The 12,660-nt window shown below is 73.3% G+C and carries 12 protein-coding genes; 8 read left to right on the forward strand and 4 right to left on the reverse strand.

Features of this window, described 5'->3' with window-relative positions; translation table 11 throughout:
• Positions 1–25: 25 nt before the first annotated feature.
• The 6 genes from C9F11_RS15300 (at position 26) to C9F11_RS15325 (ending at position 6,703) form a co-directional block, all read left to right on the forward strand.
• Positions 26–1,093 carry a LacI family DNA-binding transcriptional regulator gene (locus C9F11_RS15300; protein WP_138959823.1) on the forward strand — a complete coding sequence of 356 codons (1,068 nt, stop codon included), beginning with the start codon at positions 26–28 and terminating at the stop codon, positions 1,091–1,093.
• Positions 1,090–2,679 (forward strand): sugar ABC transporter ATP-binding protein, encoded by a 1,590-nt coding sequence (locus C9F11_RS15305; RefSeq protein WP_138959824.1) that lies wholly within the window; start codon positions 1,090–1,092, stop codon positions 2,677–2,679. The genes C9F11_RS15300 and C9F11_RS15305 overlap by 4 nt, the downstream gene beginning before the upstream one ends.
• Position 2,680: 1 nt before the next feature.
• Positions 2,681–4,633, forward strand: a complete 1,953-nt coding sequence (locus C9F11_RS15310; protein ID WP_138966519.1) for a substrate-binding domain-containing protein — start codon at positions 2,681–2,683, stop codon at positions 4,631–4,633.
• A gap of 60 nt (positions 4,634–4,693) precedes the next feature.
• The gene (locus C9F11_RS15315; RefSeq protein WP_138959825.1) at positions 4,694–5,623 is read left to right on the forward strand and encodes a ribokinase; all 930 of its coding nucleotides are present in this window, start codon (positions 4,694–4,696) and stop codon (positions 5,621–5,623) included.
• On the forward strand, positions 5,620–6,015 hold the full coding sequence (rbsD, locus tag C9F11_RS15320; protein WP_138959826.1) for a D-ribose pyranase: 396 nt from the start codon (positions 5,620–5,622) through the stop codon (positions 6,013–6,015). The genes C9F11_RS15315 and rbsD overlap by 4 nt, the downstream gene beginning before the upstream one ends.
• A 274-nt stretch (positions 6,016–6,289) precedes the next feature.
• Positions 6,290–6,703 carry a DUF937 domain-containing protein gene (locus tag C9F11_RS15325; protein WP_138959827.1) on the forward strand — a complete coding sequence of 138 codons (414 nt, stop codon included), beginning with the start codon at positions 6,290–6,292 and terminating at the stop codon, positions 6,701–6,703.
• Here the strand turns inward: C9F11_RS15325 and C9F11_RS15330 are convergent.
• The 3 genes from C9F11_RS15330 to C9F11_RS15340 form a co-directional block, all read right to left on the reverse strand.
• Complete coding sequence (locus C9F11_RS15330) at positions 6,663–7,517, reverse strand: sugar phosphate isomerase/epimerase family protein (protein ID WP_138959828.1); 855 nt, start codon at positions 7,515–7,517, stop codon at positions 6,663–6,665. The two genes, C9F11_RS15325 and C9F11_RS15330, sit on opposite strands and share 41 nt — an antisense overlap.
• A complete protein-coding gene (locus tag C9F11_RS15335) occupies positions 7,514–8,629 on the reverse strand; it encodes a dihydrodipicolinate synthase family protein (protein ID WP_138966521.1) in 1,116 nt (371 codons plus the stop codon). Before C9F11_RS15335 ends, C9F11_RS15330 begins: the two co-directional genes overlap by 4 nt.
• A 140-nt stretch (positions 8,630–8,769) precedes the next feature.
• A complete protein-coding gene (locus C9F11_RS15340; RefSeq protein ID WP_138959829.1) occupies positions 8,770–9,921 on the reverse strand; it encodes a Gfo/Idh/MocA family oxidoreductase in 1,152 nt (383 codons plus the stop codon).
• A gap of 149 nt (positions 9,922–10,070) precedes the next feature.
• On the opposite strand from C9F11_RS15340, the gene C9F11_RS15345 reads away from it, so the two are divergent.
• Positions 10,071–11,126 carry a LacI family DNA-binding transcriptional regulator gene (locus C9F11_RS15345; RefSeq protein WP_138959830.1) on the forward strand — a complete coding sequence of 352 codons (1,056 nt, stop codon included), beginning with the start codon at positions 10,071–10,073 and terminating at the stop codon, positions 11,124–11,126.
• Between the two features lie 252 nt (positions 11,127–11,378).
• On the opposite strand, the gene C9F11_RS15350 is transcribed toward C9F11_RS15345, so the two are convergent.
• Positions 11,379–11,573 (reverse strand): hypothetical protein, encoded by a 195-nt coding sequence (locus tag C9F11_RS15350; protein WP_346347276.1) that lies wholly within the window; start codon positions 11,571–11,573, stop codon positions 11,379–11,381.
• Positions 11,574–11,711: 138 nt separating this feature from the next.
• Between C9F11_RS15350 and C9F11_RS15355 the strand changes: the two genes are divergently transcribed.
• Positions 11,712–12,638: a helix-turn-helix domain-containing GNAT family N-acetyltransferase gene (locus C9F11_RS15355; RefSeq protein WP_138959831.1), complete on the forward strand. Its 927-nt coding sequence runs from the start codon at positions 11,712–11,714 to the stop codon at positions 12,636–12,638.
• Positions 12,639–12,660: the final 22 nt, after the last annotated feature.

Below are 12,660 nucleotides of genomic sequence, written 5' to 3' on the forward strand. Positions count from 1 at the left end.
ATTCCACGAGGAGGTGGCATCGGCAGTGGCAAGCGTCGGCATCAAAGACGTCGCGGCCCGGGCGGGAGTCTCCGTGGCGACGGTGTCCCGGGTCCTGAACGGGCACGCGTCCGTCAGCCCGGCCGCCCGCACCCGCGTGCTCGACGCCGTGGCGGCACTCGGCTACCGGCCCAACACCCTGGCCCGGTCGCTGCGCACCGACCAGACGCGCACGCTCGGGCTCGTCATCAGCGACGTCCTGAACCCGTACTTCACCGAGCTGGCCCGCTCCGTCGAGGAGGAGGCCCGCGCGCTCGGCTACAGCATCATCTTCGGCAACGCCGACGAGCGGCCCGAGGTGCAGGACCACCACATCCGCACCCTCCTGGACCGCCGCATCGACGGCCTGCTCGTCTCCCCCGCCGACGGCGGCTCCCCGCTGGTCCTGGACGCCGCGCGCGCGGGCACCCCGATGGTGTTCGTGGACCGGTGGATCGCGGGCGCGGACGTGCCCGTCGTCCGCTCGGACGGGCGCGCCGCGGTGCGCGACCTGGTGGCCCATCTGTACGCGCTCGGCCACCGCAGGCTCGCCATCATCGCGGGCCCCGCCGCCACGACCACCGGCAGCGAGCGCGTCGAGGCCTTCCGCGAGGCGCTCGCGGAGTACGGCCTGGAGCTGCCCGCCGCGTACGTCGGCCAGGGCGACTTCCAGGCGGCCAGCGGGCGCCGCGCCACCGAACGGTTCCTGGACCTGCCGACACCGCCCGACGTGGTCTTCGCCGCGGACAACCTGATGGCGCTCGGTGCGCTCGACGCCATCCGCGCGCGGGGCCTGCGCGTGCCGCACGACATCGCGCTCGCCGCGTTCGACGACATCCCGTGGTTCGTGCACACCGACCCGCCGATCACCGCGATCGCGCAGCCGACGGGCGAGCTCGGCCGGGCCGCCGTACGGGCGCTCGCCGACCGCATCGAGGGGCGCGTGCCGCGGTCCGTGACGCTGCCCGCGCGCCTGGTCGTGCGGCGCTCGTGCGGCGAGCCCGCCGCTCCCGAAACCCCCGAAGCCCCCGAAGCCCCCACCGAGGAATCCCCTGCTGGAAGGAGCACCCCGTGAGCCACGACGGTGAGCTGCTGCGCGTCGAGGGCATCCGCAAGGCCTTCCCCGGCGTCGTGGCGCTCGACGGCGTCGACTTCGACCTGCGCGCGGGCGAGGTGCACGTGCTGCTCGGCGAGAACGGCGCGGGCAAGAGCACGCTGATCAAGATGCTGTCGGGCGCCCACCAGCCCGACGCCGGGCGCATCCTGGTGGACGGCGAGGAGGTCCGCGTGCACGGCGCGCAGGACGCCGAGCGGCTCGGGATCGCCACCATCTACCAGGAGTTCAACCTCGTCCCCGATCTGACGGTGGCCGAGAACATCTTCCTGGGCCGCCAGCCGCGCCGCTACGGCCTGATCGACCGCAAGAGGATGGAGGCCGACGCGGCCGGGCTCCTCGCGCGCGTGGGCGTCGACGTGTCCCCGCGCGCCCGCTGCCGCGAACTGGGCATCGCCCGGCTGCAGATGGTGGAGATCGCCAAGGCGCTCAGCCTGAACGCGCGCGTGCTCATCATGGACGAGCCGACCGCCGTGCTCACCTCCGGAGAGGTCGACACGCTCTTCTCCCTCGTACGGGCGCTGCGCGCGGACGGCGTCGGCGTCGTCTTCATCACGCACCACCTGGAGGAGATCGCCGCGCTCGGGGACCGCGTGAGCGTCATCCGCGACGGCCGCAGCGTCGGCCAGGTGCCCGCGAGCACCCCCGAGGACGAGCTGGTGCGCCTGATGGTGGGCCGCTCCATCGAGCAGCAGTACCCCAGGGAGCGCCCCGACGTCGCCGAGGAGGAGGCGCCGTTGCTGCGGGTGCGCGGTCTGACCCGCGGCGGCGTCTTCCACGGCGTGGACTTCGAGGTGCGCGCGGGCGAGGTCGTGGGTGTCGCGGGCCTGGTCGGCGCGGGCCGCACGGAGGTCGCGCGGGCCGTCTTCGGCGCCGATCCGTACGACGCGGGCTCGGTGGAGGTCGCGGGCCGCCCGGTCCCCCGGCACGACGTGTACGCGGCGATGACCGCGGGCATCGGGCTCGTGCCCGAGGACCGCAAGGGCCAGGGCCTCGTCCTCGACGCCTCCGTGGCGGACAACCTCGGCCTGGTGACGCTGCGTTCGGCGACCAGGGCCGGGCTCGTGGACCGTGCCGGGCAGCGCGCGGCGGCCGAGCGGATCGCCGGGCAGCTCGGTGTGCGCATGGCGGGCCTGCACCAGCACGTGCGCACCCTGTCCGGCGGCAACCAGCAGAAGGTCGTCATCGGCAAGTGGCTGCTGGCGAAGGCGCGGGTGCTGATCCTCGACGAGCCGACGCGCGGCATCGACGTCGGCGCGAAGGTCGAGATCTACCAGCTGATCAACGAGCTGACGGCGGCCGGGCACGCCGTCCTGATGATCTCCAGTGACCTGCCCGAGGTGCTCGGCATGAGCGACCGGGTCCTGGTGATGGCCCAGGGCCGCCTGGCGGGCGAACTCGCCGCTGGGGAAGCGACGCAGGACGCCGTGATGGCCCTGGCCGTCAGCACCGCAACCGCCCTTGACCGGGCCGCCGCCGAGCGGCACGACAGCGCCCCCGCGGGGGACGACAACGACGAGAAGGGAGCCTCCCGTGGCGACCACTGACCTGCGTCCGGACAAGCCCGGCGCATCCGGCGCGGGCGACGGCCCCGACCTGCGCCGCGTGCTGCTCGACAACGGCGCGCTGAGCGCCCTGGTGGTCCTGGTGGTGGCGATGTCGCTGCTCTCCGGCGATTTCCTCACCACGCAGAACCTGCTCAACGTCGGTGTGCAGGCGGCCGTGACGGCGATCCTCGCGTTCGGCGTCACGTTCGTCATCGTCGCGGCGGGCATCGACCTGTCGGTCGGCTCGGTGGCGGCGCTCTCGGCGACCGTCCTCGCCTGGTCGGCGACGAAGGAGGGCGTGCCCGTCTGGATCGCCCTGATCCTGGCGGTCGCCACGGGCCTGGCCTGCGGTGTCGTCAACGGCCTGCTCGTCTCGTACGGGAAGCTGCCGCCGTTCATCGCGACGCTCGCGATGCTGTCGATCGCCCGCGGCCTGTCCCTGGTGATCTCGCAGGGCAGCCCGATCGCGTTCCCGGAGTCCGTGTCCAAGGTCGGTGACACGCTGGGCGGCTGGCTGCCGGTGCCGGTGCTCGTGATGGTCGCGATGGGCCTGATCACCGCGCTGGTCCTGGCGCGTACGTATCTGGGCCGGTCCATGTACGCGATCGGCGGCAACGAGGAGGCGGCGCGCCTCTCGGGTCTGCGGGTCAAGCGGCAGAAGATCGCGATCTACGCGCTCTCCGGTCTGTTCGCGGCCGTCGCGGGCATCGTGCTCGCCTCCCGTCTGGTGTCCGCGCAGCCGCAGGCCGCGCAGGGCTACGAGCTGGACGCGATCGCCGCGGTCGTCATCGGCGGGGCGAGCCTCGCGGGCGGCGTCGGCAAGGCGTCGGGCACGCTGATCGGCGCCCTGATCCTGGCGGTGCTCCGCAACGGCCTCAACCTCCTTTCGGTGTCGGCGTTCTGGCAGCAGGTCGTCATCGGCGTCGTGATCGCGCTCGCCGTGCTCCTGGACTCGCTGCGCCGGCGGACGTCGGCGACGGCGGGCACGCCTGCGGGCAGTACGTCTTCGGGGGCCGGGCGCAAGGGCCCGCAGGCGGTGAGGTACACGCTGGCGGCGGTGGTCGCGGCGGCCGTCATCGCGGCGGTGTCGCTGTGGAACCACGGCTCTTCGGGTACGTCCACGAAGGTCGGCCTGTCCCTGTCGACCCTGAACAACCCCTTCTTCGTCCAGATGAAGGAGGGCGCGCAGGCCGAGGCGGCGAAGGCGGGTGTGGACCTGACGGTCACGGACGCCCAGAACGACGCCTCCCAGCAGGCCAACCAGCTCCAGAACTTCACCAGCGGCAACATGAAGGCCGTCATCGTCAACCCGGTCGACTCCGACGCGGTGGGCCCGGCGGCGCGCGCCGCGAACAAGGCGGGGATCCCGGTGGTGGCCGCGGACCGGGGCGTGAACAAGGCGGACGTCGCCACGCTCGTCGCCTCCGACAACGTGGCGGGCGGCAGGCAGGCCGCGAAGGCCCTCGCCGACAAGCTGGGCGGCAAGGGCGAGGTGGTGGTCCTCCAGGGCACGGCGGGCACGTCCGCGAGCCGTGAGCGGGGCCAGGGCTTCGCCGAGGGCATCAAGGCCTTCCCCGGCATCAAGGTGGTGGCCAAGCAGCCCGCGGACTTCGACCGCACCAAGGGCCTGGACGTGATGACGAACCTGCTCCAGTCGCACGCGGGCGTCGACGGCGTGTTCGCCGAGAACGACGAGATGGCGCTCGGCGCGGTGAAGGCGCTCGGCGGCAAGGCGGGCAAGTCGGTGTCGGTGGTCGGCTTCGACGGCACGCCGGACGGTCTGACGGCGGTCGCGGACGGCACCCTGTACGCGTCGGTGGCGCAGCAGCCCAAGGAGCTGGGCCGGATCGCGGTGCGCAACGCGGTGGCCGTGGCCGACGACAAGAAGGTGCCGTCCTTGGTGAAGGTGCCGGTGAAGGTCGTCACGGCGGAGAACGTGAAGGCCTTCCAGTGACCGTACGGTGGCAGGGCGGCCACTTCAGGCGGCGTGAACAGCGCGAAAGGCAGTACGGGAATGGATGAGTACGACCTGTTGGTCGTGGGGTCGGCCAACGCCGACCTGGTGACGGCCGTGGCGCGGCGGCCGGGCGCGGGCGAGACGGTCCTCGGCTCCGACCTGGCCGTCCACCCGGGCGGCAAGGGCGCCAACCAGGCGGTGGCGGCGGCCCGGCTCGGGGCGCGCACGGCGCTGCTCGCGCGGGTCGGTGACGACGCGTACGGGCGGCTGCTCCTGGACGCGCAGGAGTCGGCGGGCGTCGAGGTGGCGGGCGTCCTCGTGGGCGGCGCGCCGACCGGGGTCGCGCTGATCACGGTGGACCCGTCGGGCGACAACAGCATCGTGGTGGCGCCGGGCGCGAACGCACGGCTGACGCCTGCCGACGTACGGGCGGCGCGGGGTCTGTTCGCGGCGGCCCGGGTGGTCTCGCTCCAGCTGGAGATCCCGCTGGAGACGGTCGCGGAGGCGGCCGGGGCGCTGGCGCCCGGGGCCCGGCTCGTCCTCAACCCGTCGCCGCCCGCCCCGCTGCCGCGGGAGGTCCTCGGGGCCTGCGATCCGCTGATCGTGAACGAGCACGAGGCGCGGGTGGTCCTTGAGGGCGCGGGTGCGGAGGTCCCGGACTCCCCGGAGGAGTGGGCGGGGCGGCTGCTCGCGCTCGGCCCGCGCTCGGTGGTGGTGACGCTGGGCGCCGAGGGCGCGCTCGTGGCCACGGCCGAGGGGTGCGAGCGGGTGCCGTCGGTGAAGGTCGACGCGGTGGACACCACGGGCGCCGGGGACGCGTTCACGGCGGCGCTCGCGTGGCGGCTCGGCGTGGGCGAGGACCTGGTGACGGCGGCGCGGTACGCGGTGCGGGTCGGGGCCCTCGCGGTGACGCGGGCGGGGGCGCAGGCCTCGTACCCGACGGCCGCCGAGGTGGCGGAGCTCGGCGGGGCGGGCGCGGCGCGGTGAAGCGGGCGGGCATACTCAACCGCCATCTCGCGGGCGCGCTCGCGGAGCTCGGCCACGGGGACCGGGTGCTCGTGTGCGACGCGGGCATGCCGATTCCGGTGGGGCCCCGGGTGGTGGATCTGGCGTTCACGGCCGGGGTGCCGTCGTTCGCGCAGGTCCTCGACGGGCTGCTCGCCGAGCTTGTGGTGGAGGGCGCGGTGGCGGCGGTCGAGGTGCGGGCGGCGAATCCGGCGGCGGCCGGGCTCCTGGCGGAGCGCTTCCCGGGGGCCGCGCTGGATCTCGTACCGCACGACGAGGTGAAGGAGCGGTCGGCGGGCGCGCGTCTCGTCGTGCGCACCGGGGAGGCTCGGCCTTATGCGAATGTGCTGCTGACCTGCGGGGTCTTTTTCTGAGGCGGCCTGAGCTCCGAGGTGGGCCGAGCGTCGGGTGTCGTGTGGGGCCCGGCGTTCCGCGTCCGGCGTTTTCGAAGGGGCCCGGTCCGTCGACCGGGCCCCTTCGGTTTCCCCTCCCTTGTCAGCGCCCTTCCGGATCCCCCCAGATCCCCCCTCCAGAGCGCATGACACCCACTACGACCCGTGACGCCCGGGAACGGTTGCACGGCTTCGGAAAGTTACTCCGGAAGATTTCAGGGTGCCGACAAACCCGCCCGGACGTAGCTTTCCGTACATGAGTGACACCTCATTCGAAAACGACGTACTCGACGAGCTCGGTGACGACAAGCTCCAGGAGATCGCCACCCTGCTCGGCACGGACGCGGAGGGGGCGCGGAGCGTGGTGGGCACCACGGCCTCCACCCTGTCCGCGCCCCTTCAGGAGGAGGCGGCCGCTCAGGCCCCCGCCCCCGCGGACGATCCGCCGCTGCAAGGTGTCGCCACGCTGGGCGGCGGCCTCGGCGGGCTGCTCGGCGGCGGCATGATGGCGGGCGTCCTGGCCAAGGTCGCCAAGCCCGTGGCGACGGCGGTCTCGAAGAAGACGGGCCTGCCCGTGGCCACGGTGACCCGGGTGATCGAACTGCTGATCCCGGTGGTCCTCGCGGTGCTCAGCAAGCGCGCGGGCCGCACGCCTCCGCGTACCTCCTGACGGTCTCCGCGAGGACCTCGCGGCCGTCCCGCGCCCACAGCTCCTCGTTGAACAGCTCCACCTCGACCGGCCCCGCGTAGCCCGCCCCGGCCATCAGGCGGCGCCAGTGGGCGAAGTCGACCGCGCCGTCGCCGAGCGGGCCCCGGCCGGTGAGCGCGCCGTGCGGCAGCGGCGTCGTCCAGTCGGCCAGCTGGAACGCGTGCAGACGGCCCGCCGCGCCCGCCCTCACCACCAGGTCGGGCACCGTGTCGTCCCACCAGAGGTGGTACGTGTCCACACACACGCCCACCCGTTCGGCCGGGAACGGCTCCGCGAGAGCCAGCGCCTGCGCCAGCGTGGACACGACGCTGCGGTCGGCCGCGTACATGGGGTGCAGCGGTTCGACGGCCAGGCGGACCTCTCGGTCGGCCGCGTAGGGGGCGAGTTCCACCAGGGCCGCGGCCACGCGGGCGCGTGCCGCGGGCAGGTCGCGGTCGCCGGGCGGGAGGCCGCCGGGGACCAGGACCAGCGTGTCGGTGCCGAGCGCCGCCGCCTCGTCCACGGCCGCGCGGTTGTCGGCCAGGGCCCGGGCGCGCTCCGCCGGCTCCGCCGCGGTGAGGAAGCCGCCCCGGCACAGCGTGGTGACGGTCAGGCCCGCGTCCCGCACGAGCTTCGCCGCCGCCTCCACCCCGTACGCCCGGACCGGCTCCCGCCACAGGCCGACGCCCCGGATGCCGAAGTCGACGCAGGCCGCGACCAGTTCGGGCAGCGGGAGCTGCTTGACCGTCATCTGGTTGACGCTGAACTCCGCGGGCGCCGCCGCCGTGCCCGTCATCGCCTCACCCCGTGGACCTCTCGGAGCAGGCCCACGCGGTGTTCCGCCAGGCCCGGATCGGGGAACAGGCCCAGCTCCGCCGCCCGTTCGTACGCCGTCACGAGATGCGGCAGCGAGCGCGCCGACTGGAGCCCGCCGACCATCGTGAAGTGCTCCTGGTGGCCCGCCAGCCAGGCGAGGAACACCACACCCGTCTTGTAGTAGCGCGTGGGTGGCTCGAACAGGTGGCGGGCGAGCGCCACCGTCGGGTCGAGGACCGCGCGGAACCCGGCGGGGCCCTCCGCGTCGAGCGCGCGCATCGCCTTCGCCACCAGGGGCGCCAGCGGGTCGAAGACCCCGAGCAACGCGTCGCTGAAGCCGTGCTCGTCCCCCGCGATCAGCTCCGGGTAGTGGAAGTCGTCACCCGTGTAGCAGCGGACGCCGGGCGGCAGGCGGCGCCGCAGCGCCTTCTCCCTGTCCGCGTCCAGGAGCGAGATCTTCACCCCGTCCACCTTCTCCGGGCGGGCGGCGACGACCTGGAGTAGCGTCTCCGTGGCCGCGTCCAGGTCACGCGTCCCCCAGTAGCCCTCCAGGGCCGGGTCGAACATCGGGCCCAGCCAGTGCAGGATCACCGGCTCGGTGACCTGGTCCAGCAGCCCGCCGTACAGGGTGAGGTAGTCGTCGGGGCCCCTCGCCGTCGCCGCCAGGGCCCTGGACGCCATGAGGATCGCCTGCGCGCCCGCCCCCTCGACCAGGGCCAGCTGTTCCTCGTAGGCGTCGCGCACCTCGGCCGGGGTGGCCGCGCCGTACGTGAGCTGGTCGGTGCCCGCCCCGCACGCGACGCGGCCGCCCACCGCCTTCGCCTCCGCCGCCGAGCGCCGGATCAGTTCCGCCGCGCCCGGCCAGTCCAGGCCCATGCCGCGCTGCGCGGTGTCCATCGCCTCGGCCACGCCCAGGCCGTGCGCCCACAGATGGCGGCGGAAGGCCAGGGTGGCGTCCCAGTCGACTGCGGCGGGGCCCTCCGGGGGGACGTCCGCGTGCGGGTCCGCGACGATGTGGGCCGCCGCGAAGACGGTCCGGGGTCCGGCTTGCGCGGGGGCGCTTCGTTCTTGTCCGGGCTGGGGGGTTCTGATGGCTGCTGGAGCGTTGTGGGCTGGCGTGTGGTGGGCTGGCGCGTTGTCCGCTGGCGCGTTGCGGGCTGGCGCTTTGTCCGCTGGCGCGTTGTGGGCTGACGCGTTGTCCGCTGCCGCGTTGTCGGCTGCCGCGTTTTCCCTCACCGTGTGATCTCCGGTACGTCGATCCTTCGGCCCTCCGCCGCCGACCTCAGGCCCAGCTCCGCCAGTTGTACCCCTCGGGCCCCCGCCAGCAGGTCCCAGTGGTACGGCGCGTCCGCGTACACGTGCCTGAGGAACAGCTCCCACTGCGCCTTGAAGCCGTTGTCGAACTCCCCGTTGTCCGGCACCTCCTGCCACTGCTCGCGGAACGCGTGCGGCGACGGCAGGTCCGGGTTCCACACCGGCTTCGGCGTCGCCGCGCGGTGCTGGACGCGGCAGCCGCGCAGGCCCGCCACCGCCGAGCCCTCGGTGCCGTCGACCTGGAACTCCACCAGCTCGTCCCGGTGCACCCGCACCGCCCAGGACGAGTTGATCTGTGCGATCACTCCGCCCTCCAGTTCGAAGATCCCGTACGCCGCGTCGTCCGCCGTCGCGTCGTACGGCTTCCCCCGCTCGTCCCACCGCTGCGGCACGTGCGTCGCCGTCAGCGCCTGGACGCTCCGGACCCGGCCGAACAGCTCGTGCAGCACGTACTCCCAGTGCGGGAACATGTCCACGACGATGCCCCCGCCGTCCTCCGCCCGGTAGTTCCACGACGGCCGCTGCGCGGGCTGCCAGTCACCCTCGAACACCCAGTACCCGAACTCCCCCCGCACGGACAGGACCCTGCCGAAGAACCCGCCGTCCAGGAGGCGCTTCAGCTTCCGCAGGCCCGGCAGGAACAGCTTGTCCTGGACGACACCGTGCTTCACCCCCGCCGCGCGCGCCCTCCGGGCCAGGTCCAGGGCCCCCTCCAGCGTCGTCGCCGTCGGCTTCTCCGTGTAGACGTGCTTGCCCGCCGCGATCGCCTGCCGCAGCGCCCCCTCCCGCGCCGCCGTCACCTGCGCGTCGAAGTAGACCTCGACAGCCGGGTCCGCCAGGACCTCCGCCAGGTCCGTCGACCAGTGCGTCAGGCCGTAGCGGTCCGCCAGCTCGCGCAGCGCTCCCTCCCTGCGGCCCACCAGGACCGGCTCCGGCCACAGCCGGGTGCCGTCGCCCAGGTCGAGGCCGCCCTCCTCGCGCAGCGCGAGCAAGGAGCGGACCAAGTGCTGGTGGTGACCCATCCGTCCGGTCACGCCGTTCATGGCGATACGGACCGTCCTGCTTGTCACGTGAGTTCCTCCCTGGGGCCCGGAGTGGCTCTTGGGGCAGGTTCGCGTCGATCCACCTGCCCTTCGAGGCGTAGCAAGCGCTTTCTACGGGGGAGAAGCTAGCCTGCGGACAACGTTCGTACAAGACCGGAGGACCGGAGGACCACTAGATGACCGTGACCCTGGCGGACGTGGCGGCCCGCGCCCAGGTGTCCCCCGCCACCGTCTCCCGCGTACTGAACGGCAACTACCCCGTCGCCGCCGCCACCCGCGAGCGCGTGCTGCGCGCCGTGGACGAACTCGACTACGTCCTCAACGGGCCCGCGAGTTCGCTTGCCGCCGCGACGTCCGACCTCGTCGGCATCCTCGTCAACGACATAGCCGACCCCTTCTTCGGCATCATCGCGAGCGCCGTGCAGTCCGAGATCGGCGGGCCCGGCGGGCGCGCCGGGGGCGAGCGCATGGCCGTCGTCTGCAACACCGGCGGCTCCCCCGAGCGCGAGCTGACCTATCTGACGCTCCTCCAGCGGCAGCGCGCCGCCGCCGTCGTGCTCACCGGCGGCACCAGCGAGGACCCCGAGCACGCGGTCGCCATCGGGGCGAAGCTGCGGCGGCTCGGGGACGCGGGGTCGCGGGTGGTGCTGTGCGGGCGGCCTCCGGCCGAGGGCGCGCCGGACTCCGTCGCCCTCACCTTCGACAACCGGGGTGGCGGGCGGCGGCTCACCGAGCACGTGCTCGGGCTCGGGCACCGGCTCGTCGGGTACGTCGCGGGGCCGGTCGAGCGGACCACCACGCGCCACCGGCTCGAAGGGCACCAGGAGGCCCTCGCGGCGGCCGGGCTCCCCGACGATCCCCGGCTGACGTTGCACGGGCCCTACGACCGGCGCTCCGGATACGACGCCACCGTCGAACTCCTGCGGCGCGAGCCCCGGTTGACCGCAGTCGTCGCCGCGAACGACACCGTGGCCCTCGGAGCGTGCGCCGCCCTGCGGGACCGGGGGCTCTCGATCCCCGGGGACGTGTCCGTGGCCGGGTTCGACGACCTGCCGTTCAGCGTGGACGCGGTGCCCGCGCTCACCACCGTGCGGTTGCCGCTGTACGAGGCCGGGGCGCGGGCCGGGCGGATCGCGATGGGGCGGGAGGAGGAGCCGCCCGGGGGGATCGCCACGGTGCACGGGGAGTTGATGGTGCGGGGGTCCACGGGGGTCCCTGGCGGGGCTGGTTAGCGCTGGGGGCCGCTTCGTTGTGGTGCCGGTTCGCTGTCCTCTTTCCCGCCGCGCCCTGCGCCCGGTGCCGGTTCGTCTCCCTCTTTCCCGCCGTTTTTTGCGCCTGCCGTCCCGGAGGGGCGGGGCCCCGGCGGTATGTCCGTCCTCGCCGTCTTGTGCGCGGGGTGGATTCCCGCGCGGGGCGGTGCCGTTGCTGTGCTCCGGGCGGACATACCGCCGTGTCCCCTTCTGTTCGTCGGCGTCCGACCCTCCTCAGAAGCTGATCGTCCAGCTGCCCGTTTCCTTGTACTCGGAGTCGTAGATCTTCGCCGTCATGCCGGGGGCCAGCTCGTAGTGGTGGAGGTTCCCCGCCCAGTAGCGCAGGATCCGGGCCAGCTCCCGGTACGTCACCTCGTCGAGGGCCGTCTCGTCGCATTCGACTTCCAGGTGGAATTTCATGGCTTCCATCGTTTCATTGAAGTCGCTCTTGGGACTTTGGCCTGCTGAATGGGGTGAGGGCTGGAGAAAGTCTCAAGTGGCCTGGTCGAGGGGTGCGGGCGGGCTTACGCTCGTCATCTCTGACTGAGTCAACCGTCTGGGGTGCTCATGAGCGTTCAGGAGATCCGTTCGTTCAACCGCTTCTACACGAACCTCATCGGCGCCCTCGACTACAGCCGTCATCTGTACGCCCCTTACACGCTGACCGAGTCCCGTGTGCTGTACGAGCTCGCCCACTCGGTGCGGACCGACGCTGCGGATCTGCGGACCGAGCTGTCTTTGGACGCCGGGTACTTGAGCCGCATCCTGGCCCGGTTCGAGGAGGACGGGCTCGTGGAGCGGGCGCCGTCGGAGCGGGATCCCCGGCGGCGGCGGGTTTCGTTGACGGCTCGGGGGCGGCAGGCGGCCGACCTGCTGGACGAGCGGTCGCGGGAGGCCGTGGGAGCGTTGCTCGGGGGTGTCAGCGCCGGTGAGCGGGAGCGGCTCGTGGCCGCCATGGGGGTGGTCCGGGAGGTCCTGGGAAGGCGGCGCGCCCCAGAGGGTGCGGACGTGCTCCTTCGGGAGCCGGGGGCCGGGGAGCTCGGGTGGATCGTGCAGCGCAACGGGGCCGTCTACGCCTCGGAGTTCGGGTGGAACGCGGACTACGAAGGGCTCGTCGCGCGGATCGTCGCCGACTTCGCCCAGGACCACGATCCGCACGTGGAGCGGGTGTGGATCGCCGAGCTCGACGGGCGGCCCGTGGGGTGCGTGATGTGCGTACGCGACGAGGTGCCGGGCGTCGCGCGGCTGCGGCTCCTGCTCGTGGAACCCGACGCGCGGGGGCTGGGCGTCGGGGGCCGCCTCGTACGGGCCGTCGTCGCGTTCGCGCGGAGCGTGGGGTACCGGGAAGTGGTCCTGTGGACCAACGACGTCCTCGCCTCCGCTCGGGGCATCTATGAACGGCACGGGTTCGTCCTGGTCGCGGAGAAGGCCCACCGGTCCTTCGGCGTCGACCTCGTGGGGCAGGACTGGCGGCTTCCGCTCGGGGACGAATGACGCGGGGCGTTCTGGATAGGGT

The organism is Streptomyces sp. YIM 121038, from assembly GCF_006088715.1.
GTDB lineage: Bacteria > Actinomycetota > Actinomycetes > Streptomycetales > Streptomycetaceae > Streptomyces.

Excerpts from the sequence above, each read along its gene's own strand:
- C9F11_RS15315 (WP_138959825.1), top strand. The coding sequence starts at position 4,694 with ATGGATGAGTACGACCTGTTGGTCGTGGGGTCGGCCAACGCCGACCTG.
- C9F11_RS15325 (WP_138959827.1), top strand. The coding sequence starts at position 6,290 with ATGAGTGACACCTCATTCGAAAACGACGTACTCGACGAGCTCGGTGAC.
- C9F11_RS15330 (WP_138959828.1), bottom strand. The coding sequence starts at position 7,517 with ATGACGGGCACGGCGGCGGCGCCCGCGGAGTTCAGCGTCAACCAGATG.
- C9F11_RS15345 (WP_138959830.1), top strand. The coding sequence starts at position 10,071 with ATGACCGTGACCCTGGCGGACGTGGCGGCCCGCGCCCAGGTGTCCCCC.
- C9F11_RS15350 (WP_346347276.1), bottom strand. The coding sequence starts at position 11,573 with ATGGAAGCCATGAAATTCCACCTGGAAGTCGAATGCGACGAGACGGCC.
- C9F11_RS15355 (WP_138959831.1), top strand. The coding sequence starts at position 11,712 with ATGAGCGTTCAGGAGATCCGTTCGTTCAACCGCTTCTACACGAACCTC.